This is a genomic window from Achromobacter spanius (genome assembly GCF_003994415.1).
Classification (GTDB): Bacteria; Pseudomonadota; Gammaproteobacteria; order Burkholderiales; family Burkholderiaceae_B; genus Achromobacter; species Achromobacter spanius_C.
Window position 1 is genome coordinate 6,175,233 of the sequence record NZ_CP034689.1, and the last position, 23,239, is coordinate 6,198,471.

Sequence of the window (23,239 nt, forward strand, 5' to 3'; positions counted from 1 at the left end):
GTCCCGCAAATATGCGAAAAAGTCGATTCATGTCAATATGTTATCATCATTTGCCAGATATTTGCGAATGTCGGTCGTACGTGACCCCCTCCCTTAACGCTTCCTGGGCGTAACGGCCGGCCACTGACATGGACCATACTCTCGCAACAGCTCCATACCCCTCCGCCCTCCCAGCGTCCGCCCGTCCGCCGATCGATGGCGTGAGTGAAACTGGACACACCGATGACGACAGTGGCGTCGACGAGAATCCGACATACGAGACCGTGATGCAGGCCTACCAGGCCTCGGGCAAGGACACGGAGAGATTCAGGTATAGCCGGCTGCAGCTTGACCGCTTCTTCAAGGGCCGCGCACTTCGCAGTCTGCGCCGTGCGACCGTCCAACGCTACATCACGCTCCGCCAAGCCGCTGGGGTAAGCCCGGCGACCATCAACCGCGAGCTGGATGACCTCAGCGCCGCGATCAACTGGTACAACTTCCTACACGAGCTCAACCTGCCCAACGCTCTGGTGGGCATGTCTCTGCCAGTTCCAGAAGGTAGGACACGCTGGATAACGAGGGGTGAAGCCCAGCGAATGATCTCGGTAGCCGAGGCCATGGCAGTGCGACCACACCTTCCGTCGTTTATCCAGTTGGCATTGCACACCGGGTGCCGCCGAAACGAATTGCTTAAACTCCGCCTGCAACGCGTTAGGACCGAGGAAGGTCTCATAACGCTTGAAAGCGAGGATACCAAGACCAAAAAGCATCGGATCATCCCGTTGAACGCGCCGGCGCTTGAGGCTCTCAATAAAATGGCCGCGTGGCGCGCGGAGCACTGCCCCACGTCGCCTTGGGTCTTCCCCTCTCCGCGGGACCACACGAAGCCCCTGAGCACCATTCAGAAGGGCTTCCGATCCCTCTGCACCAAAGCCAACATCGACGACTTCAGGATCCACGACCTTCGGCACACTTGCGCCTCTTGGTTGGTTATGGCTGGCGTGCCGCTGCTGGTCGTTCGAGACCTCCTTGGCCACTCCTCGATCGAGATGACCGAGCGATATGCACACCTGGCACCGAACCAGGTCTACGATGCCATGCGTCGACTTGAAGAGGCCTGGCATCGGAGCAGCGGGCCCATCGTCAATGCGTAACGCCGCCGCGAAGCTCTTCATTCTCGGGACTTGGCGCCAGCCCCACATGAATCGAAAACGGCAACGGACGGCCAGTGGCTGCAAGCGTGAGCAGTAGGTCAATCTGCTGCGCATCCTGGTCGTCCAGCACTTCCATCAGTTGCACGCAGCGCTGCACAATGTGCATTCGGCGCTGGAGCTTGCGATGCATCGCGTTCGCGACTTGGATGGTCCGCCGTGCTTCATCGGCATCGGCCGATAGAATCCTATCCAACTGCTCCCATTCGTGCTTGCGTAGAGGAATACGATCGGGCCGCTTTCGAACAGCGCCGATAGTTTTGCTTTGATCGAATGCTTCCTCAGGCGTCAGCGAGCTGCCCACAGCAAGCAGGCCCATCGCGATCGCGAATAGCCCCGATCGGTGCTGATTCCCCAACGCCATGGTCCGGCCGGGCCGACCGCTCTCTCTCTTCTCGCGAATGCGAAGGTCCACGAAACGCCCACCTGGCTGGCCCTCCAAGCACAAAAACACCTGACCCACGGCAACGCGCATAATCTCTTTCATTCGTTCATCCTGACCGCCACGAGGCGTGCATTTTTTGTCTTACAAATATTTCTTGAAGTACTTGGCCATGACCCACACGAGACCCGCTCCTCCGACAGCTACGGGAAAGAAGAACATGGCCAGAGACATTGGCGCGGGCACGATTAGCCATACGACAGCCACCATTGGAACGATGCCGCGATTGAGCAGACGCTTGGCGCGCGTATGACGCGTTGCTGATTCATGGCCACCGCATTCGCGCCGGACGTAGCGTGCAACAAGGCCATCAATTAGCGCGACAGCAAGAAGCAGAGCGAGGGCTGGCAACGCACTAAAGAGCAGCATGAGTCGCACGCCCAACAACTCCACGGCATGCATAGTCACCAATATGAGTTCTCGCCCCTGCCCACGCGTAGATCTTTGCAGAGCCCCTCCCAACAGGCTTGGAGCCGCAGGGTTCGCCTCACTGGACAAGGCGGTGGCCACACCCGGCCAACCGAACACAAGCGCACGCGAGACCCCGGCCACGTCGTTCGCAACCTGCTTATTTGGTGCTTGATCAAGGTAGTACTCGACCAGATCGCCCATGTACCTTGACGGCGCCTGCTCGCTCTGCAGACCTACCGCAACCGCAAGGGATGCCACGACTGAGAGGAACATGACGATGACAAGCCACACCGCAAGGTGAAGGGCAGCATGAATCGGCCAAAAGAATGCACGTACGGCATCCTCTCCCGCGGGTCTTTCTTTAGAAGCCACTTCCTGTCCCCTCCACGGTCACACTCGATACGGCGGCGCCTTCAGGACCGTGCGAGGATCTGCCCTCAAAATCCTGTATGCCTGCGACTCGGCCAGCGTCTGCGGCGTCCGTATACGCCTGGTAGGTCGACCGCATGCTCTTCACTACGTCCACCAAACCGGCCGGCATGAGCGGATCTGCATCTTTGCTCGCCAATGGCAAGCGCAGCTTCACCAACTGCCCCCCTTCGATAAGGGCAAAGGCTTGGCCTTTCGGCAACTGCACCAGGTCCGACGGATCGACCAACGCGACTTCCCGCGGCGAGTACTTGTCCTGCGTTCGCGAAGTGAAATCGGTTACGCCATCATCTGTTCCGTCGCCGGTCGCCGAGTCCAACTGACGCGTGTAAACCTGCACCTTAGGCAATTGATCTGTGAGAATTTCGGCCGTGGCCAGATTTTTCACCCGCATCATCACCAGAGTGTTGAAGTTTCCAAAAATTTGGTCAGCCTTGGCTTTTGAGCCTATCCTGGATTCGACGTCCGACCCCGTCTGCGTGTATGCCGTCACCTGGTAGCCGGCGCCGCCAGCCTTGTTCACCATGGGGATAAACTCGTCGCCGACAAGCTCATTGAACTCGTCCGCGTGGATGCACACGTTTCGCTTCTTTCCTGGTGCAGTCTGTCCGTAACCTGATCCAAACTTGTAGAGGCGCCCAGCCGTCGACGTAAGATCAGCGAACATCGAGTTCCCGACAGCGCCAGCGACCTCGAAGTCACTCAGCGCGTCCAAGCCGACATATACGATGCCCCCCGTGTCGATCACCTTTTGCCAATCGAACACCGTGCGCGGATCCGTAGGATCCGAATAGTCTGGAGATAGCAGCTTCGACACTGGGCCAGTCGTCAGCTTTTCCAGCAGCGGATACAGCGAAGACACGAGTTTCTCGAAGTACGACCGATCATTCGTCAAGACGCTTGCTAGGCCGTCCGCAATTTGATCGTGCCAGCCCTTGTCTCGAATTAGCTTGAGGATCTGCAACGGATACATCGCCCGACCAGTCTTCTGCGCCTGCGCCTGGAGCTGCTTGTCGGGCTCCGACATCTCATCACGCCAGCCGATATGTTCACGGTCAAGCCAGTACTCGAAGTACTTTAGGCAGAGGTCATCGATGTTGACTGCATTCTGGTAGATCACTTCATAGCTAGGCTTCATTCCAAGGGCCACCATGGCACGCGCCATGACGTTGATGTAGCGCCACACGAACTCCCTGAATGCTGCCGCCTGCCCTTCTGAGGGCAACTGTCCGGCAAGCCGGGTTGCCACTTCGGTAATACGGGAGAAGGTCGCAATGGGTGAGTACCTCGACGACGCGTCCGGATACCCCAGGTGGAAGAAGCGGAAGTCCTTCTCTCGCCCGGCACGACATGCCTCCGCGTACATTCGAAGGAGCAGTTCGACGTCACCCTTTGGATCAAAGACGACGACGACGTCGCCGCGTCGGATGTCCTGCGTCACCAGGAGCTCGCATAACCTGGTCTTTCCCACGCGCGTTGTTCCCAGCACCAGCGTATGCCCAACTCGCTCGCCAAGGTTTGACCACATATCCCGTTCATCTGGCTCAACGCCATGAATGGCTGGGTCTCCCCCGACGGGAGGTAGTGGTTTAGCCGGGTTCCACCAAACGTCTCGTCTGAGCTGATTTGCGAGCCATCCGGGGTGCTCGCGCTCCATCCGGCGGGCCCATTGATACAGCTCATTTCTCGCAGTCAGATGTTTGTACTGAGGCAGGCGCGCGATGTATAGGCGCTGCGTATGCTCTTGCGTCCAATAGAAGCCCTTCCCCAGGAACAGCTCTGTAGACGAGCATGGGATCTCGTCCGCCGCGAGCGAGTATGTCGGCAGACGACGCAGGTTGCGCTGGAAGCGAACAAGACGCCTTGCCTGTCGAGCCCTAATAGCCGCGAGCGATAGGAGCCTCGCGCTCAACATCCCTCCTGTTGCAGGAGTGACCAGGAATAGGCCTTGGAAAGTCCAGAGAGCGCCGACAGACGCAAGCGCGGCGATTGAGGAGACAGCTTCATATGGTCGCCGGAACAGATTTTCGTATGGGTGTGCCATTCTCAGGAGCTCGCGCCGGCAGGAGCCGGCTTCAACAATTGATTGGGCGATGGGACAGGTTGAAAGAACCGTTCGGGCCCTGGTACCAAGATGCCGGTTAACTGCTTTCCCCCGGGTCCGCTTACGTTGTAGCGATGCAGAAACGAGCCGGTGGCGCTCTTCTGCGCGTACTCGGATTTCTGAAATTGCTGTTGCAGGACACGCCACGGTTCCTTGGCAGTTCCGCCATCCGAACGCGCTGGCAAGTCAATCCTGGCCTCGAAATTTTCCGCGTAGTCCTTGAAGATCTTTGGGGAGACCAGCAACATGCCTTCCTCGCAGAAATGCACTGCTGCATTCGCCTCGTTGTAAGGCAGAGACCCCGTGCTTACCCCTGCCTGAATCCAAGCCATGAATCGCTCAACGTTTGCTTTACGGGCGGGCATAGCCGGCAGTGCCGCAGGAGCTGGCGCAGCCCTAACGCGCGGAGCCACTGGCGCACTCATCAGTTCGGGTGCTTCAATGTCAACGGGTTGCACCAGGTCTGGAAGAGCACTGTCGATCTCGTCCAGGTAGCCATCGTCCACCTCAAGTGGGACGTCAGCAGCCGAAAGCTGAACATCCTGCACCAACTCAACCGCGATTGGTTCACTCGCGGAAACTGCGAGATGCTCCTCTTGACAGGGGTCTGCACCAGGCGCCATCGAAGTTGCCAGCACTTCGTCACTCCGGGAGCCCTCCTCCGATTGTTGCGCGGCCGGTGGGATCTGTCCGTCCGGCGCTGCATCTGGCTCACGCATAGGGGCGCTCTCCGCGGTCGCCTTCGGCCCTGTACTGCTTACGTTCGCCTTTGCATCAACCACGGTAATTGCACCAGCCGGCAAGGCTGCTGGATACAAAGCCGCATCTTCGAACAACAACGGCAGGGGGAATTTAAGAACTGTGAGGCGTTGGTTCCAAGTACCGATGGCGATCTGTACGGTCCAAATAGCTGCACCAGCCTCGTTGGACATCGCTGCGCCATATTCCTGCCACATATCGAACAGCCGCGAGTTGTCGTCTGGAATGCCGGCCGCACCTGGCCGTCGCTGCTCGGTTTGCGCCAGGTGATCTCGGACGAGCTTCGCAATGGATCCGGAAACGCACCAGAGCGATTCGCCATCACAGAAGCCCACTGCGCCAGCCCGATTCATGGAGACCGCACCTTCGGCCAGTACACGCCGAAGTCCCGCCATAAGGCGCTCGATCAACGGAACCGATCGAGCAGACGCAAAACGCGTTCGTGGGCCATTCGCTAGATTGGTCGCCACGGACTGCTTGTCCGCTCTGCCCACGAGCTCCGCTATCACCCCTTTACGCTGCTCCCCTCCGAGGTACTCGAAGAGCTCATCCATGAGCGGAGGATGCTCCCCGATCCACGCTAACGCCTGGCCGGGGACCAGTGTCCGCAACAGAGGCAGGCCGAGCCGCTCGTGTTTGCGATAGTCTTTCTGCGATGGAAAGTCCACCGTGTACCATTCGCCTCCCTGCTCTCGCATCGTTCCCCCCAGCGGCACCCAAGGCTTGGAGTGTCCTGATGCGTCTTGAAGCTGGACCAACACGTCGGTTATCGGCTTTCCAATATCGTGCAGCAGGCTCGCGACGAGCACGGCATATGTGTATCGAGCCGCGAGGCGCGTCTGCTCCTCGGGCGCCACGCCCATGGGCAGTTTGTATGCATCGCGGAAATGCAGTGCATGCGCTGCGACCTCAAGTAAATGCACCAGCAGACCGCCAGGTTGCGCGTGGTGATGCGATTCGGACGCGGGGAGCAATTGGACAAACTCCGCAAAGGCTTCCAACAAGGGGCGCACGTCCTCGTCGAAGTTCTCCGGCGTGAATCCAATTCGCTGGCGGATCTGCTCCAGTAGAGGCGCCGTACCGGTTACGTCAAACAGTCGATGCGCGGGAAGCACCTCCAAGTGCCGCGCGCTGGGAGCTGCCCGCGGCGTTGGCTTGCGGTCAGGAGGCCCGACGTCTGCGGCTGACGGCCGAGGATTTTTCAGCCACCATAGTGCGCAGGCTGCCGCCCCAGCGCAGGCGAGCAACACAATGTCAGACTGGAAGATCAACACGGTCTGCGTTCTCAAGCTGGACCAAGGCAGCGGCCAGATAGCCCCTTACATAGCTGCGCCACGTATCCGCTCCGACATCCGTGGCGTATACGACAACAAGCTTGCCGCAAGCAGCCTGGAAATCGGTGAAGCGCTCGGCGAGCGGGTCCCACTGGCTGGTTGAATCGATGGTTGCCGCTCGCCAGCCCGTACAAGGCAGATCTACCAGCCACTCGACAAACGAGATAGGGCTGCTAAACGGTTCGCTGCGGCCCTTCAATTCCTGGCAAGCAATGTCGTAGAGTTCGACACCGCCTTCCCCGCCGGTTGCCGTCTGCCAGCCGTCAAAACGGCCAAGCCAGATCAAGGCGACGGCACGTTGCGGCCCACTGCACACTCGACTGAGCTCCCGGTGCATTTCCGCTTTAGCCTTATCTGGCGGCGGCATTGCCCCGGGCGGCCAAGTCGGGCGAGAGGAGGAATGCCGGAGGTAGTTCATGGGCGTGGGCAGCAGAGAAAATGCGACAAGCCTCGCCGCCACCACGCCCCAGGGTCAATGCGGAAACCTGCTCCGCCAGAAACGTAACAGCGTGCGACATATTGACAAATGCCGATCGGCTCGTCTGACCTCAAGCGACGAGGCACCACACCCGCGCCTTTCGGTTCCTCCTTTCGCCCTTTCCCTTCCCTTAGCCCTTTGCAGGGCCCTTACCCCTTAAGCATTTGCGCCTTTTGAGGGCACAGATTTGAGTGCCCGGCCTTTGGGTAGGCCCCTTCCCCTTGGAGGCATTTAGTTTCGTTTCTCACAACTCACGATACATTTGCGCGAATAATTATTGAAACCAGCTATGTCTGCCTTCACAGTCGGGACCTCTTGAGGGTCGTCTTCAGGCCAATAGCGGCGCGCGCATATCACGTACTGAGGCCAACAACAAGCGCCGACACGCCGTAACGTTTGGATTCTCTTTAATTCACCAAGTGCCAAATTTCGCATGTGAGGCGAAAGTTCAGCCGTCGGCATCCCTCGTTGCCGATCCGCTGGCTTACCCGCTGGGCTCGCAGCCCGGCGGGGCTTTTTCCTCCAAGGTGCGACGTGCAGTTCCAAACCCGGTATCGATTCGCCGCCGCGATAGCGCTGTGGGCAATGCTCCCGTCGCACGCGCATGCCGACTGCATCGCCGCCGCAGCGGCCTATCACCGAATTGACGTTCAACTGCTGCAAGCAATAGTCATGCAGGAATCCTCCGGCCGAGCGGAGGCAGTGAACTGCGCCAATGCAAACGCATCCTGCGACTACGGCCTAGCTCAGATCAACAGCGTCCATCTGGAACGCCTGCAACGCTTCGGCGTATCGAAGCAAGACCTCTTCAATCCATGCGTCTCAGCCTATGTCGGAGCTTGGATTCTCGCTGAGAACTTCGATCGCCTTGGCGTCACCTGGGACGCCGTGGGCGCCTACAACGCCTCAACGCCCGCCAAGCGCGCCGCATATGCAAACAAAATCCAGGCGAAGCTCAACGCAATTCGTGCCGGCACTCTTATCCCGGTTCGCGTCCCCTTTTCACCGCGAACACCGGCCGACCAGCCGGCGGGCAGGTCTCCTGTCGCCGGAGCGGGCACAGCCCTCGCAATTGAGACAGCGGACCCTTCGCTGATCGCGGCAGGCCAGGCCTCCTCGCAGCGTTCGCAGGAGCAGCATTGATGGATGCGTCGACCACTTACGCGGAAGACATCCTGAGGCAACACCTCAGCGTGATTGAACCGTACCTCACCTCCAACGAAGTGAATGAGGTGATGGTGAACGCCGCTGACGACATATGGGTGGAAGAGCGCGGTGTCATGCGCAAGGTAGATGCGGGCCTTAGCGAGGAGCAAGTCGACCGCGCAATTACGTTGATCGCGAGCAAGAACGGCAAGCCAAACTCCCCACTCCTAGACGCGCGCCTGCCCGGCCTTCGAATCGCTGCCGCGCGCAAGCCCATCGCTCTGCGGGGCTCGATGCTCTGCGTTCGTCGTTTCGCCGCGAAGCGCATCTCTCTGGACAGCTACGTCGAAAGCGGTGCGTTCGACGTTGTCACGCAAGACCCACTCGAAACCGCCGCTGCCGACCAAGAACAAGCGTCCTTAAAAAGCGCCCTGCGTCATGGCGGCGCCGCGCTACGAGATTTTTTCCAGTGGATCATCGAGCGGCGTCACAACATCGTCCTCAGCGGCTCTACCTCCGCCGGAAAGACAACACTTCTCAACGCTCTTTTGGACCTTGTTCCGAGCACAGACCGCGTCATCACGGTCGAGGACACGGCCGAGCTGCGCCTGGCCGTACCCAACCATGTTGGCCTTGAAGCCAACCAAGCGCTCGGGATCAGCGTGCGTGACCTGGTCAGGCTCAGCCTTCGATGCAGGCCGGACCGGATTGTGCTTGGCGAGGTCCGCGGCGCAGAAGCTTTCGATCTCCTGGACGCTCTGAATACGGGCCACCCAGGTAGCCAGGTATCCCTGCACGCCGACTCCAGTGCTATGGCCCTGGCCCGCTTGGAGTCGATGCTGAGAATGGCACCAGAAACCCAAAACTGGCCTCTGCAGGACCTTCGCAGACAGATCGCAGCCACGTTCAGATTCGTCGTTCATGCCCAGCGCGTCGGGTCATCCAGAGGCCCCCGCGAGATCAGGGAAATCTTGGGCGTCGACTCAAATGGGTTGTACCAAACCCGCTTGTTGTTTTCCAAAATCCAACTCCAGGACCAACACTATGATTAGTCATCAATTGCACCAACTCCAGCAATGGATCCGTGGTCGTAGCCTCGCTACACGTACGGATAGGCTGCTCCTCGTAGCCTACGCGACGCTCGCGCTCCTCGCTCCAACCCCGGCTTTCGCACAGAGCATTTTTGGGGGCCGGCTTTGCTCCGGCTTCCAGGCGGTGGTTAACAACGAGCTGATCTCCGTTGTAGTGCTCGTCGCCTGCGTCGGCGCGATCTTGATGTGGTTGCTCGATGATGGCCAATCGAAGGTGAAAGTTTTCGCTCTCCGCCTGGCTGGCGGCATCGCATCCATCTTCGGTATCGCCACGGTGGTCGCGCTCGTGTCCGGGCGAAACCTGATGTGCTCTATCGGCGTCTGACGCAGCCATGGACGAGCGAGATCCGATCGATGAACTTGAGGTGGAGGTCGATAAGGCCCTCATCGAGAAACGCCGCATTATTGGGCTCGATCGGCGGGCGGCGGCGGCATTCTTGCTTTTGGCGCCTATGGTCGTGCTCATAAGCCGCAGCCTATGGATGGCCCTCATCGGCATCCCGATGTACCTAGGCATCCGGTACGTGATGCGCAAGGACCCGGACAAGATTGACGTGTACCAGGCATACAAGGCGCAACACGACCACTACGTTCCCCGCGCCACACGCGCCCAGAAGCGCAACAAGCGCCCGTTCGGCTTTGGCAGAGATTTCCCATGCTACTGACTGAGAAAAATGGCTACACGCTCGACGCCGGCACACTAGGCGAGCTCGAATCAGCGCGCGTGAGAGGCTTGGCATCCACGGCAGAACTCCTCCCCTGGATGTTCCGCTACAACGAACAGATCGTCGTCAACAAGGATTCCGCGTTGATGGCTTGCTTCGAGTACACGGGACCCGACACCGACAGTCAATCGGCGGCGCAGTTGCTGAGCCTCATGCACCAGGCTGAGCATGCATTCCAGGTCGCGAGCAGAAATCCGCTGACTTTCTGGTTTATCACGCACCGCCGACGGAGCGACCCGTATGCGCCCGCGGTCATGCCTGACCCCTACTCTCAGATCGTCGAAGACGAGCGCAGTAATGCGTTCAAGACCAAGTCGAACTACACGAATCGGCATTATCTCGCCATCGCCCTGAGCGCTTCTGCGGGTCTAGACCGCATCGCCGGCCGCTTCTTTCACGCGATGGCGCACGAGAAGGTAGGTCCCCTTCGTGCTGCGATCCACGCGCTGCGTGGAATTTGGTCTGACCAGGCAGACTTCGCATACACCTCCGTTGAGCTGGCGGCAGCCGTCAAAGACTTTGAGGAGCAACTGACTCGGATGCGGGCGAGCCTGCCTGCCCTTACGCTCACGCGACTCGTCGGGGATGAGCTCGGCGCATTCCTTGCATCCTGCGCCGCGCCTGCCGCGCCCCGTCGGAGTGCAGTAGCCATGGTGGACTTCCTCGATGAGTCGATGTCCCACGGCGAAGTTATCCCCGCAGAGGACTACATCCTTTTCAAAGCTGAAGGCCGGAAGCGAATCGGTGTTGTCACCTCGATACCCGCCGCGCACCAGTTTTATCCTTCCCGCATCCGCCCGCATGCACTGGATGACCTCCTCAAGGTTCCTGGTGAGCTGACGATCAGCCACGTTTATCGGATCCAAGACGCCAACGCCAGCGCGAAAATGATTGACCAGATGGGTTCGTACCATAGAACGAACGCGCTGGATCTGCGAGCGCTTGCTGCCGTTGCCGCAAACTCAGGCGATCCGAACTATGCACCGCGCGAAGACAGAGGACGAGTTGAAGCAGCGGACGAAGCGGAGGACCTGAAAAAGGGCGTTAGCCGCGGGAAGGCCTCCTATGGCCAATACACGCTGAGCATCACATCGCTATCCGCACCGTTCCAAAGCGACCTGGTTGAAGATTGGGACAGCGCTATGGACCAGGTCAGAACAACGGCCGGAAAGGTCGGTGACGCCCTGATCGGCGCAAAGTTCTTGCCTCTGGTCGAAACACTGGGCGCAATTTCTAGTTGGACGGCCACAATCCCCGGCGCATGGCGCGACATCGCACGATGGGCACCGCTACGCGCCGCTGTCGTCGCTCGCGCTGTACCTCTTCGCACCGTCTCGCAAGGCTCAAAGGAAAATCGCCATCTTTCGAACACGATGAAGCGGCCGTCTCCGGCCCTGGCTGGCCTGCCGACCGATTACGGCACGCCATACTTCTGGACCGGCTTCTATCACGATATCGGGCACACACTGGTGTCGGGGGAAACTGGCTTAGGGAAGACCACGATCGTCAACCTGGGCTGGACCCTCTTTCGGAAGTACCTCGGCTCCGACGTTTTCATCTTCGACCGAACCTTCTCAAGTCGTATCCCAATAATGATGCAAGGCGGCGTCTATTGCGATCCTGAAGACGCTAGCACCAATCGGCTGACGGTGAACCCCCTCTCACTTATTGGCGAAGTCCGGCACCTGAAGTTTGTCAAGGACTGGATCTGCACGCTCGCCGAGCGTCGCGGGTACCTCGCAACAAGCAACGACAGGGAAGAACTAGAAAAGGCGCTTCTGGCAACCCGCCAACTCCAGCGTAAGGACTGGAGGCTGCACGCAGTCTACGTGCAGCTCCCTGTCGGTTCCTTCCAGCATGCTCTGGCAGAGTGGGTCGGCGATGCCTTGAATGCGCGTTGGTTCGACAACGGCTTGGACATCTTCGATGAAATCGCGGCTGGACGAGCTGCCGCTGTTCTCGGCATCGAGATGGGAAAGCTCCTGGCGCAGCCGGACGTCCTCATCCCATATCTCATCTATTGCTTCTATCGCATTCAAGATCGGATTGAAAGTCGCCGCAACTCTGGACTGATTGCCCCGACGTTCATCGGCCTGCCGGAGGTATGGGGTTTTCTGGAGGAGCCGATCTTTGCAAGGAAGCTGGCCGAGTGGATCGATACCCTCCGCAAGCTATTGGGCTGCGTCTGGATGGACGCCCAGTCGCCGGAGCGGTACATCAACTCGCCGATATATGCGTCGATTCGGGACAACGTCCCGAACCGCATCATCCTGCCGTACCCGGCCGCCAAAACTTCGCCATCTCTGCGCAAGGCGTTTACGGAGCTCGGCCTAAATCCGCAACAAATCGACCAACTTGCCGAGGGCATTCCAAAGCAAGACTACTTTCTTACGCAGAAGGATGGCTTCATGCGGAAGGTTGCCTTGAAGTTGGATACACGCACACTGGCGGTCCTGCGGAGCGAACTGGACGCCCAAGCGCTGTTTGACCACTATCGCGCGTCCGACCGCGAGGACTGGCGCGACGCATACTTCCGAGAGGTGGTCCGTGCATCAAATCCGTAAATCGACAGCCCGCGCGCTTCTGGCGCTGCTCCTTATTGTCGAAGCGCCTGCATTCTCGGCACCATTCCAGCTCCCCGACACTTCCGACTATGAACCAGGTGGATCGGAGTGGGGATGCGGAGTGCTGCTATGTCTTGCCGGCATAAAGCCCCCTAGCCAATGCAGTGGCTACCTCAACCGGCTCTGGCGCGTCCTGAATGCAGTTCCGCCCGGACCGTTCCCTACGTGCGCAATGGCGGGCGCAAACAACTACGCAAAGAAGTCGCGCGAGCCATACGACCTTTGCCCGGCCGGCCACGAGCCAGCGCGGCGAGGTCAAGTGGTCGCTCAAGGGACGCCGACAGGCGAAACAAAGCGATTCAGGCCGAAATTCCGGCTTCAGGGGACCTATGCCACTTCGGAGCCCGACAGCAATGAGAGTGGCTCGCCCGGTCAACGCGCATGCGTCAGCGGATACGTCGGCCACTACGAGGTCTGCGATAACTGCGGCCCGGGCGGAGACGCCGGTGGCGGTACGCCCACTACCGTGCACGTGTTCAGCAGCGTGGTGTGGCTGCCCTATAAGGGCCCGCGTGCCATCGACGTCATCATCGACGGCGCGCTCTACAACCGTGTTCACTACTGAGGTACGACTATGCACTCGCCCAAACGCAGGACCGTCATTCGCGCCCTTACGGCGATCGCCATGAGTTGCTTCGCCATTGCCCCCAAAGCGTCCGGCATTCCGACCTTCGACGGCGCCAACTTCGCGCAACAGCTTTTGAGCGTGATGAACCAAACCCAGCAGCTCACGCAGCAGACCACGATGGTTCAACAAAACCTGGCGAACTTACAACGGCTTGGCGGAAATGTGCTCAGCCTGGCTGACCAGGCGTATAGCGGTCAGGGAGTCTCCATGCGCGACCTCGTTTCCAGTGTTTCCGATCTCTACCAAGCGGGCAAGCAGTTACAAGGGATGTACGACGCTGCGAGCGCCGAGATGAAGTCTCTCAACATGACCCCTGAGCGTTGGGGTACGGCCTTCGTCCACTTGGCTCAGACCAAGGGCGGGGTGTACCGCAAACAGCTCGACCAGGACTTCGCGACCATGGAGGCCTTCGCGTCGCGTGCTGCAAATCTACGCCAGTTGTCCCGCCAGATTCCCGGCATTGAGGGCAACGTCCAAGGCCTGCAGCTCCTCAATCAGCAGTCCAGCGTCTTGGCCGGCGAACTCCTGGAGATGCGCAGTCTCATGCAGCGCCAGGTCGTGCTTGATCTCCAGGACCGCGCCACGAAAGAGGACCTCAACAAGCTTTCTGTTGAAGGCGCGCAACAGCGGTACGACGCGGTCACCAAAGAAGCCGCGAACAAGCGCTCCGCCATCGGAAAGATGAAAAGCCTCGAATTTGGCCTCTAGACATGACAGGTAAGCCTCTCCGTCGAGTACTACTCGCCCTTTGCCGCAGCCGTCGCGAGCTCCGAATCGTATGCAAGGAGCGGCGCAGGTACAGGGTGGAGCTTGCTGCGCGTGGCCGACTTGAGCACAAGCCGCTACGCGCGGCAGCGAAGTCTCTGCGGCTGTCGTTGGCGATCGCCATCGTGCAGGTCGACAGCGCGTCCCCCAACGCGCTAGCCGGCTTTGTCGCAGTGATTTTCACATCCGCCGCCCTCTTCGCGCTTGATGCAGGTGCTCGCGCGCTCGGCTGGCATCTCGGAGGCTGACATGGACGTCGCAGCCCTATTCAATCAGGCGTTCTCGGCCGTCAACACGGCCGGCTTTGCCCTGGCCGACATTTTTAAAGAGGAGGGGCTGATCCTCCTATCCGTTGGAGCCTCGGGTACGGCTCTCTGGCTTCTGCTCCGTGATTATTTCCTCGCCAGCGACACCGTCAAGTTCCTCGTCAGCCTCTTCAATCTGATCCTGAGGATGGGTGTGGTTTTGGTGATCGTGCAGAGCATGAATGGCGTTCCGCGAGATATGTTCGTTACCGCGACCAAGGAAGCGTCGACCAAGATTACTCAGGGCTCGGCAAATCCGGTCGAGATTCTCAAGTTGACGATGGACACCATCTCGCTCATCGCCGATGGCAAGCGCAAGGAATCGGAAAAGTCCCTCTACTGCAAGATGCATGGAGGGTGGTCACTGAATCCTCTGGACTGGATCATCGACTCACGCCCCGCCGAATGCGTCAACAAAGATCAGATTGGGTTCTTCGAGATTCTCAAGAACTTGCCCCTCATCCTTGTGATCTTTTTATGCCAAATCTTGGCAATCATCGCGATGGTGCTGATGTCGATCGCGTTCATTGTCGTCTTGCAGATGTCCTATGTCATGCTGCAGCTCGGTCTCGCCCTCGGGCCGCTGCTAGTCGGCCTATCGATCATCCCCGCTGTTTCCTTCTTGTTCGACGGCTGGTTGCGATTCATGATCGCTGCCTCGCTGCAGCAGCTTGTCGCGTGGTTTGTCGCTGTGCTCATAACGAAGGGTGTTGTCCCGACACTGGTCAGCTTTTACGACAAGATCGACAGCCGGAAGGAGGCGGATCTCTACTTCGCGTCCAATGAAATTGCGATGATCGCGATCGCCCTTTTAGGATTCATCGCTGCATACATGATGTGGCAAGTACCAGGCCTTGCACAGGCGCTCGTTGCGGGGGGCAGCGCAAACGCGCAAAGTTTCGGACGAGGGATGGTGGGCCGCGGCATGGCCGCAAAAATCTTGCGCAGCGGAGGCAAGCGATGACCTCCTCAACCCTCGCGCACTTCCCGCGCCCACTCCTCTTCCCATTCTTTGTCGAAGCGGTCAGCGTAGCTCTCGCCGACACCGTCGTCGCGACCCGCCGCAGCGAAGCCCTTCAGAAAAGCGCGCGCCAAGATCGCAAGCGCGGCGAATCCCAACAGTCCGCTCATCTCTTATCTCCGGCAGATGCATTTGCAGGGCAATCCATCCCGGCCAAACAAAGCGGTGTCATCTGCTTAATGGCCTCCCGCTTCGCCACGCTCGACTGTTCAATCGACGTTGCTGCGGTGGATCCCCGCGACTTCTGCAACGCATACACAGCCACGCCGATCGCAATCGCGGCGACGGCAACGAGCAAGCCGAACTTTGCTTTGGACATGGTGGACACCCCATACGATTTTTGTTCGATGGGCCCGAGTCTATCAAACGCCAACTCGGACCACTCTGGTATGGAGGGCCTCCGCAAGGGCGCCCTGCCCGCTGGTGTGGCCAACGATTGCCACGGGCAAAGGTCGAGCCTACGGCTTGAGTTTATCCCTTCCTACGGACTTTCTTCAAGCGGTAACTGCATCCGCGCCGTCGACGCGTGCGCGTCCACGCATCCTCTCCAACGCTGAGCCTAACCATGCCCCTCAACTTCAAGGGCCGCTTCATGCGCCGTCGCCGTCCAGATCTCCGCCCAACAGACACTTCCCAGCCGCCCGTCCAAACCGCGGAGGACCCGTCGTTCGACGCGCACATCCTCCCATTGACCCAACGCGCGCATCGTCTCTACTACGCGGTGTTCCAGCGTCCATTGCAACAAGCCGACCGCTCCGCGCTAGTCGCCTTCGCGTTCTTCCTCGTCGCCCTGGTCGAGGGCATTGCCCTATATCAGTTGGTGCCACTCAAGCAGCAGACCCCCTATTTCGTCGAGTGGGACGCCCGCTCGGGCGCGGTCTGGATTTCCGACCGTGTTGCCGAGCGATTCACGCCGGAAACCGCCAATAAGACGTTCTTTCTGCGCCAATGGGCCACCTGGCTACTTACCATCAAACCGAACCCGTCGGACTCAATCGACGTTGACATCCCGAAAGCAACTCGCTGGACCATTGGCACAGCGACAGATCAGCTCACCGACTACTTCGCCAAGGTCGATCCGATCGGCGTCCGCATAGCGGATCAGCCTGGACTCACGCGTGAAGTCACCGAGAACTCCACCACCTACAGCGTGGACGGTAAACAGGCCTACATGCTTCTCACCCTGCAAGAGCGCGTCAATGGCAAGGAATTCGGAGAGCCGAAAACCAAGCTTCTGACAATCCGATTCCTCCTTTCTACCGATAAGCAAGCGATCGATGAGCAGCGTTCCAACCCGCTTGGCGTCAAGATCGAGTGGTGGACCCTCACGGACTACTTCGGCCCCACGAGCGTTCGAATTCAGGGAGCACAGTAATGCGTCAGGCCATTTCCCTACTTGCAGCGGTAATCGCCGTGCTCTGCGTGGGCGTCCCGGCGCACGCGCAGGAGAGCGACGTCCGAGCAGAGGTCGCGCAGGCGCAGAAGCGTGCCGGAACGGGCCCGAACGCTGCAGTTCCGATGCCGTTGGATGCGCGGTTGGTCACTTTCAACTTCGATCGCGACTATGACTACCCCGTCTTAATGCGGCCTTTCACGATGGTTCATCTGGAATTCGCCGCCGGCGAGATCCTCAAGGGCTATTACGCGTCGGATACCAGCGCCAGCCGTTGGACGTTCAAGCCGGCCCGAACGAAGCGCGATCTTTTTGTCATGTCGAAGGGCGACAACCTGCTCAACACCGCGACGATCATTACGAACCTCCGCACCTATCAAGTCACCTTCGTCTCAGCATCCAAAGGCTCGTATTACAAGCGCGTCAACTGGGCTGCGGACCCCGATCAGGATTCCGCAGTAGCCGGCCTGGACACCTTCGGAGGCAATGGTCCGATGCCCGCCAGCCCGAACGGTCCAATGGGCAGCGCAGAATGGGACGCTCCGGCCCCAGCCGTCCGCTCTGGCTCATCGTCGCGTGCCCACCAGGGTGGGCGCCCGGCCGACATCGTCGACATTTCGAAGGCGAACTTTGATTACCGGGTGGAAGGTAGCGCGCCGTTCAAGCCCGCCATGGTTTTCGATGATGGGAAGTTCACCTGGATACAGCTCCCAGCCGACGTACAGGAGATTCCCGCCATCTTCGCGCTGGGAGCGGACGGAACGGCAGAGCTAGTCAACTTTACGGTTCGCCGCAATTACTTTGTGGTCCAGCGACTTTTCCCCGATGGGGCACTGCTGAAGCTTCGAAAAGATGAGGTCCGCATCTTTAACCGGCGCGGCAAAGCGTGCGGGCTCTTCGGCTGCGGCGTGTCTGGTGTCAAGAATCTCAACAGCGCGACATACCCATGAGTGCCGCTCCCTCCCCTTCCAGCAGTCCTTCGCCCCAACGCCGTACTGCGGTGTCGCGAGGACTGATCAAGATCGTCCTAATCACGTTCATCGCCGTCGTTCTCGGCTTCGTTCTCGTGCGACGGCTCGCTGGAATAGCGCCGGAATCCGCCGCCGACGCCCGCGCTAGGAAGGAAGAGCAGGAGCGCGCCGCCAAGGAAGCAGGAAATCCATTCGCAGTGCAGCGGCTGATTGCCGACCAGCTACGCGACCGTCTCAGTCGGAACGAAGAGGCCGCGCCCAAGCCGTCTAATGCGCCGCAGATCGCTGATCAAGCTCCGACTACGGAGCCAACTCGCACCGAGGCCGATGCCAGGCGGATAGAGGACCACCGCAACACAGTGACAATCGCGCAACAGGAGGATCTCTCCGCAGTGGAGATCGGTTTCTGGGAATCGCAGGACGCCGACGAACCTCAAACCACGATCGGGCGATCATCGCATCGCGACCCAGCCGGCGCGGAAGCAGCACTTCGTGACGTGTCTACCGTCGCTACAGCAGCCGGCATCGACACCTCCGGCTTTTCCGCCGGGGGTATACCTGGTGCGCAGCCGGCCGGTGGCCCCGCCAACACGGTTGGCCAGGTCGTTGGACCGCAGGCCAGTGCCGGCCGACAGGCCGGCACTCCTGGCAACATAAAGCCGCCGTTGTTCGCCTCCGCAGCGCCATCCCCATACTACATCCGCGAAGGTTGGATCATCCCTGCTGTGATCCAGCAGTCCCTGAATACAGATGCCCCGGGCACGTTCCGCGCCATGGTGACGTCGGACGTCTACGACAGCCTACGTGGCGAGCACCTCCTCATAGAGAGAGGCACCGCGCTCACTGGCGAGGTGAGCACGGACATCGCTGAAGGCCAAAGCCGCATCCTCATGTCTGTCAACCGGATGGACTTCCCGAGCGGCGGCCGGGTGGCTCTAGGCGGCTGGGACATTTCCGATCGGACGGGCGCCGCAGGCATTGCTGCACAGGTTGACGACCACTTCTGGCAGCGCTTTGGAAGCGCCTTCGGCGTAGCTGCAGTGGCGGCGCTGGCAGGCCATTACGACAAGAGCCAGAACGTCACCATAAACGTGGGAAGTGGCGGCTCGAACAGCGGCAACGCCACTTCGACGCTGACAGGCACCGCGGGTCAAGCACTAAGCGACACCGTCCGTCAGATTCTCCAACGGAATCAGTCGATCAAGAGGACCCTCACGCTCGAACCTGCGGACAAGATAAACATCGTCGTCGCGCGAGATCTCGTGCTTGACCCCAACATAGTCAGGAGCTACTGAATGCAGAATCGCCTCACCCATCTAATAGTCATTGCATGGGCTGCGCTGATGCCGCCCATCGCCACCGCCGCCCAGCCCGAGTTCTCGGCCCCCGTGCCGGCCGTGTATGAATTCAACTGGAAGCAGGCCGGCGACAGCGGTATCTCTCCTGTGCAGATTTTTGACAACGGCAAGAGGGTGTATCTGCAGTTCGCACCCGGAACCGAGATCCCGGCCATTTTCGCCGACGCACCTGGCGGGCGAATTCTGCTCGCTTGGGAGGCGCAGTCTCCATACATTGTCGTGCCTCATATGGAAGCCCGCCTCGCTTTCAGACTCGGTAAGCGAGAAGCGGTAGCGTGGCGCGCTGGGATTCCGCCTGAAGGCAGCTACACGGGACTGGCCACGCCGGCTCGACAGACGGGCAGCGCCGCGGTCCCTGCCACGAGAGAGCAGTTGGCATTTCGTCGCACTGCCGCTGACGCCGCTGCCGGGCCTGACCCGTCGTACAAGCCAATCGTTGCACCCGCCCCTGCGTTGCAGGCGACCGCACAGCCCCTCGTCGCCTCGATGCCAGACGGCTCCAGTCTGGCCGCGTTCATGGGAGTCGCCTTAGGCGGACCCATCGCGGAGCCAAAAACGGGAGACAGCCGCTCCGGAGCTGACGTCATTGCGCCAGGTGGCGCCACTCTCGCACCCGTCACGACCGTCGATGTCACCGCGGCCACAAGCACCGCTCCGCCCGTTCCGCCGCCACCCCCCGTCCAGGAGTGGCACGCCGAGACGGGTAAGACCGTTCAACAGACGCTCGACGGCTGGGCCCAAGCGGCAGGGTGGCAGCCCGTCAAGTGGCACCCCGATTTCGACTACATCATCGAAGTCCCGGTCACGCTCCGAGGCGAATTTTGGGATGCGGCCAATGACCTGCTAGCTGCGTATGACGTCGCCAAAAGGAAATTCAATGGCCTCGCCTATCGGGACAACAAAGTACTGGAAGTGATGGAGAGGAAATGATGAGAAAAGCAATTGTGATCGCGATCGCATTCGCGACGACCCTGTCTGGCTGCGCTCTGCAGCGCATTAAGGATACCGAGGCGCGCGTGGACGATGCCTACGGCGAGCACGCCGCCAGCGCAGCCAGCATGCGAAAGACCCGAGATCGCGCAGTGGAGGTAATCGATCGCCCGTGGGTATCGAAGACGCCAATTACGCGGCCGTCTGCGGCCGCATATCCCGCACCCCTTCAATGCCCAATCACATTTGTCCCTGCCGCTCCGATCAGCGTATTTGAGTTTGGACAAACGGTGACGGCGTTGTGCGGAGTGCCCGTCAGGATCACCCCTGATGCCATCACAGCGCTGAGCGGTGGTGCACGCACCGCCGCCAGGACGCCTGATATGACCCCACCGACGGGATCCGGGGGGCCGATCCCCCCAGGCGGGGTCGGCGCCCTCAGCGCAGGCTCATCGCTGCCCTCGATGTCCGCACGAGACACAACGATCTCCGGCATTCGTTGGGACGGCAAGCCCCTACCGGGGCTGCTCGATGCCGTGACCTCACGACTGGGCTTGAGCTGGACTTTCCGTGATGGCGCCGTCCAGATCCACTACCTGGACACCCGAGTCTTTCGCATATACGCAATCCAGTCCAAGACCAACATGCAGTCTGTCGTGCAATCTGGCACCCAGCTTGCATCATCCGGCACTAGCGGTCAGGGTGCCGCCGGCGCCACGTCTTCCTCAGGCTCAGGCGGGAGCACCGTGTCAGGCGGCTCCACACAGACGACGATGGTTTCGATTGAATCGAACTTGGCGGAGGATGTGGACCGGATGATCAAAAGCATGCTCACTCCAGGTCTGGGCCAATCGAGCTTGTCCGTCAGCACTGGGACCGTGGCGGTCACGGACACGCCGGACGTGCTCAGCCGCATCGCGGCCTATCTCAAAACAGAGAACCGAAACATCACGCGACAGGCCCTTTTCAACATCACCGTGGCAGTCGTGCAGCGGACAGAGACAGATGACCAAGGCCTCGACTTGACTGCTGTGTACAAGTCGCTGAACGGCAACTACGGAATCACTGTCGCCAATGCCTTCACCGCAGCCTCTAGCGCGGGCTCGGCCTCAATCGGAATCTTGGACACCGCAACCGGCACAGCCGGCCAGTTCGCTGGCTCAAAAGCCATTCTCCGCGCGCTGTCGAGCCAAGGTCGCGTATCGATCGTGACACAGCCCTCGGTCACGACCCTCAACTATCAGCCTGTCCCAGTCCAGGTAGCAAAGCAGACCAGCTATCTTGCTGCAGTATCCAACACCGCCACGGCTCAAGTTGGCTCAACCTCGGCGCTCACACCGGGGACCGTCACGACCGGCTTCTCCATGGATCTTCTCCCGTTCATGATCGACAGCGACCAGATGCTGCTGCAGTTCACGATGAACCTCTCAACAGATCCTCGCCTGCGCACGGTCACGAGCGGCGACAACTCCATTGAAGTCCCGGAGGTGGACAGCCGAATCTTCTCCCAACGTGTACGCCTCCGATCAGGTCAGACGCTGATTCTCTCCGGCTTCGAGCAGAACGTCGACCGCGGGAACAGGAGCGGGATGTTCAGCCCATCAAACTGGCTCACGGGCGGTGGGGGCTCCACGAACAATCGACGCGAGGTGGTCGTGATTCTAATCACCCCTATCGTCTTGGATGATGACTCCGAGATTCACGAGTCTGGCGGCAGCGCTGGCGACTACAGAGCAACAGCGAGCTGAGCCTATGGGTCCGAAACAACCAGAACCCGGCCGGGTGATAGTGATCTCGGCCGGCGGAAAGTCCCTCGTTTCCGGTCTGTACTGGCAGACACTTTCGCAACCCCAAAAGGTCATGAAAGAGGCGCGCGAGATCGGCAAGCGAGACGGTATGGACATCGTCGCTATTCGCCGACTGCCCACAATCATCCAGGCCGGCTTTGTGCGCAAGCAAGCGGGAGTTCAGAAAGGCATGTTCAGCCTCGCCTCGATCGTGGCGGACCTGCTGCTGCGTAAAGAGGGGCAGTCCACGCTCGACCCCCTTATTGCGGCCTTCGCGGTCGGAGATGGGCGATTCGCCATTGTCGCGTTCAAGGATGGCGGCGTGGTGCCTGACTCGGACGTTGTTTTCGACACTCTGGCTCAGGCACAGGACGCAGTGCGCGCTCTTTACGCGCTGCTCTCTTCCAAGGGGAAGGAAGTCACCGTCTACGCCCCATCCGAGCTCGACTTTGGCGGTGATGCATCTGTCACGCTGGAGGTACTCGCCCGAGCTGCCACGCGCGATCACAAGCTAAAGCCGCTTCGCTTCGGGCTGAGTCGCCGCGAATGGCTTCTCCTGGCCCTTTCGGTGGCGGCGATCATCGCGCTCACCATCGTCTATATGGTCTGGCGCCAGCACGAACGCGAGCGCGAAGAACGCCTTGAACGGCTCCGCCAGGCCGAGCTGGAGCGCGTTCGGAAAGATAGTGGCCAGGACGTTCGGCCTGCCGCTTTGGTACATCCATGGACGACTACGCCCTCCGTGCCCGCGATGATTTCGCACTGCATAGCAGCCGCGAGATCGACACCACTGGATGTCGCTGCATGGGAACTCCGCGCGCAAAACTGCACGCCGAGTTCATACGAGGCGGCATATGCGCGGCGGCCCGGCGCCACGGTCATGGAGTTCAGAGCAGCAGCGGCAGCGGTGTTTCCCCCGGGATACGCCGTGTCGATCCAGGCGGACGCCGACCAAGCGACAGTGCGCGTCATGTCCAAAGCGCCTGCGGGAGGCGACGACGAGATGCTGGAGATCGGACACAGGGTGGATAGCCTTGTCTCCCACCTCCAGAAGCAGCTTATTCCGATCAAGGTCGCGCCAAAGGCTCCGCCTACTCACAGCACCCCCAACGAGCAGGTAGGCGAGCCCGCCCCGGACTGGAGCACTGCGACCTTCGAAATCGTCAGTGATTGGCCTGCCGCCTCCGTCTTCGCCGGTTTTGACACGCGCGGCGTGCGGCTGCTGGAGCAGTCTACGTCCCTCAAGGAGAGAAAGCTCTCCTACACGCTTAAAGGAGAGATCTATGGAAAGTAAGAACGTATTTGGCCTAGCGGCGTTCGTCGCTCTGATGCTCGGACCTGTCTCCCA

General features: G+C 60.1%; 21 protein-coding genes. 14 read left to right on the forward strand and 7 right to left on the reverse strand.

Annotated elements, in window-relative coordinates:
* Positions 1 to 128 precede the first annotated feature (128 nt).
* Complete coding sequence (locus tag ELS24_RS28210) at positions 129 to 1,133, forward strand: tyrosine-type recombinase/integrase (protein ID WP_081247811.1); 1,005 nt, start codon at positions 129 to 131, stop codon at positions 1,131 to 1,133.
* On the opposite strand, the gene ELS24_RS28215 is transcribed toward ELS24_RS28210, so the two are convergent.
* The 5 genes from ELS24_RS28215 to ELS24_RS28235 all read right to left on the reverse strand — a co-directional run bounded on the left by ELS24_RS28215 (position 1,123) and on the right by ELS24_RS28235 (position 6,955).
* Complete coding sequence (locus ELS24_RS28215; protein WP_006227465.1) at positions 1,123 to 1,677, reverse strand: hypothetical protein; 555 nt, start codon at positions 1,675 to 1,677, stop codon at positions 1,123 to 1,125. The genes ELS24_RS28210 and ELS24_RS28215 overlap by 11 nt on opposite strands.
* A 39-nt stretch (positions 1,678 to 1,716) precedes the next feature.
* A complete protein-coding gene (locus tag ELS24_RS28220) occupies positions 1,717 to 2,415 on the reverse strand; it encodes a DUF4400 domain-containing protein (RefSeq protein ID WP_006227466.1) in 699 nt (232 codons plus the stop codon).
* On the reverse strand, positions 2,405 to 4,516 hold the full coding sequence (gene traD, locus ELS24_RS28225) for a type IV conjugative transfer system coupling protein TraD (RefSeq protein ID WP_127186019.1): 2,112 nt from the start codon (positions 4,514 to 4,516) through the stop codon (positions 2,405 to 2,407). The genes ELS24_RS28220 and traD overlap by 11 nt, the downstream gene beginning before the upstream one ends.
* Before the next feature lie 2 nt (positions 4,517 to 4,518).
* Positions 4,519 to 6,450: a MobH family relaxase gene (gene mobH, locus ELS24_RS28230; RefSeq protein ID WP_232254281.1), complete on the reverse strand. Its 1,932-nt coding sequence runs from the start codon at positions 6,448 to 6,450 to the stop codon at positions 4,519 to 4,521.
* 139 nt (positions 6,451 to 6,589) lie between these two features.
* On the reverse strand, positions 6,590 to 6,955 hold the full coding sequence (locus tag ELS24_RS28235) for a hypothetical protein (protein ID WP_223283293.1): 366 nt from the start codon (positions 6,953 to 6,955) through the stop codon (positions 6,590 to 6,592).
* Positions 6,956 to 7,681: 726 nt separating this feature from the next.
* Between ELS24_RS28235 and ELS24_RS28240 the strand changes: the two genes are divergently transcribed.
* The 7 genes from ELS24_RS28240 (at position 7,682) to ELS24_RS28270 (ending at position 15,395) form a co-directional block, all read left to right on the forward strand.
* On the forward strand, positions 7,682 to 8,290 hold the full coding sequence (locus ELS24_RS28240; RefSeq protein WP_006222319.1) for a lytic transglycosylase domain-containing protein: 609 nt from the start codon (positions 7,682 to 7,684) through the stop codon (positions 8,288 to 8,290).
* Positions 8,290 to 9,345, forward strand: coding sequence for a CpaF family protein (locus tag ELS24_RS28245; protein WP_006222320.1), 1,056 nt, complete (start codon positions 8,290 to 8,292; stop codon positions 9,343 to 9,345). Before ELS24_RS28240 ends, ELS24_RS28245 begins: the two co-directional genes overlap by 1 nt.
* Positions 9,338 to 9,709 carry a hypothetical protein gene (locus tag ELS24_RS28250; RefSeq protein ID WP_006222321.1) on the forward strand — a complete coding sequence of 124 codons (372 nt, stop codon included), beginning with the start codon at positions 9,338 to 9,340 and terminating at the stop codon, positions 9,707 to 9,709. Before ELS24_RS28245 ends, ELS24_RS28250 begins: the two co-directional genes overlap by 8 nt.
* Before the next feature lie 7 nt (positions 9,710 to 9,716).
* Positions 9,717 to 10,049 carry a VirB3 family type IV secretion system protein gene (locus tag ELS24_RS28255; protein WP_006222322.1) on the forward strand — a complete coding sequence of 111 codons (333 nt, stop codon included), beginning with the start codon at positions 9,717 to 9,719 and terminating at the stop codon, positions 10,047 to 10,049.
* Positions 10,040 to 12,673 (forward strand): VirB4 family type IV secretion system protein, encoded by a 2,634-nt coding sequence (locus tag ELS24_RS28260; protein ID WP_006222323.1) that lies wholly within the window; start codon positions 10,040 to 10,042, stop codon positions 12,671 to 12,673. The genes ELS24_RS28255 and ELS24_RS28260 overlap by 10 nt, the downstream gene beginning before the upstream one ends.
* Before the next feature lie 634 nt (positions 12,674 to 13,307).
* Positions 13,308 to 14,069 (forward strand): hypothetical protein, encoded by a 762-nt coding sequence (locus ELS24_RS28265; protein ID WP_006222324.1) that lies wholly within the window; start codon positions 13,308 to 13,310, stop codon positions 14,067 to 14,069.
* 306 nt (positions 14,070 to 14,375) lie between these two features.
* Positions 14,376 to 15,395: a type IV secretion system protein gene (locus tag ELS24_RS28270; RefSeq protein ID WP_058207508.1), complete on the forward strand. Its 1,020-nt coding sequence runs from the start codon at positions 14,376 to 14,378 to the stop codon at positions 15,393 to 15,395.
* Positions 15,396 to 15,400: 5 nt separating this feature from the next.
* On the opposite strand, the gene ELS24_RS31025 is transcribed toward ELS24_RS28270, so the two are convergent.
* Positions 15,401 to 15,562, reverse strand: coding sequence for a hypothetical protein (locus tag ELS24_RS31025; RefSeq protein WP_155523078.1), 162 nt, complete (start codon positions 15,560 to 15,562; stop codon positions 15,401 to 15,403).
* A complete protein-coding gene (locus ELS24_RS28275) occupies positions 15,559 to 15,771 on the reverse strand; it encodes a hypothetical protein (protein WP_052017976.1) in 213 nt (70 codons plus the stop codon). Before ELS24_RS28275 ends, ELS24_RS31025 begins: the two co-directional genes overlap by 4 nt.
* Positions 15,772 to 16,017: 246 nt before the next feature.
* Between ELS24_RS28275 and ELS24_RS28280 the strand changes: the two genes are divergently transcribed.
* The 6 genes from ELS24_RS28280 to pilO2 are packed head-to-tail and all read left to right on the forward strand — an operon-like array spanning position 16,018 to position 23,185.
* On the forward strand, positions 16,018 to 16,827 hold the full coding sequence (locus ELS24_RS28280) for a VirB8/TrbF family protein (protein ID WP_054488777.1): 810 nt from the start codon (positions 16,018 to 16,020) through the stop codon (positions 16,825 to 16,827).
* Complete coding sequence (locus ELS24_RS28285) at positions 16,827 to 17,795, forward strand: TrbG/VirB9 family P-type conjugative transfer protein (RefSeq protein ID WP_006225797.1); 969 nt, start codon at positions 16,827 to 16,829, stop codon at positions 17,793 to 17,795. The genes ELS24_RS28280 and ELS24_RS28285 overlap by 1 nt, the downstream gene beginning before the upstream one ends.
* Positions 17,792 to 19,111 carry a TrbI/VirB10 family protein gene (locus ELS24_RS28290; RefSeq protein WP_081247809.1) on the forward strand — a complete coding sequence of 440 codons (1,320 nt, stop codon included), beginning with the start codon at positions 17,792 to 17,794 and terminating at the stop codon, positions 19,109 to 19,111. Before ELS24_RS28285 ends, ELS24_RS28290 begins: the two co-directional genes overlap by 4 nt.
* Positions 19,112 to 20,104, forward strand: coding sequence for a TcpQ domain-containing protein (locus ELS24_RS28295; RefSeq protein WP_006225795.1), 993 nt, complete (start codon positions 19,112 to 19,114; stop codon positions 20,102 to 20,104). It abuts the gene before it with no gap.
* Positions 20,101 to 21,852 (forward strand): PilN family type IVB pilus formation outer membrane protein, encoded by a 1,752-nt coding sequence (locus ELS24_RS28300; protein ID WP_052017902.1) that lies wholly within the window; start codon positions 20,101 to 20,103, stop codon positions 21,850 to 21,852. The genes ELS24_RS28295 and ELS24_RS28300 overlap by 4 nt, the downstream gene beginning before the upstream one ends.
* Positions 21,853 to 21,856: 4 nt before the next feature.
* Positions 21,857 to 23,185 (forward strand): type 4b pilus protein PilO2, encoded by a 1,329-nt coding sequence (gene pilO2, locus ELS24_RS28305; protein WP_006225793.1) that lies wholly within the window; start codon positions 21,857 to 21,859, stop codon positions 23,183 to 23,185.
* Positions 23,186 to 23,239: the final 54 nt, after the last annotated feature.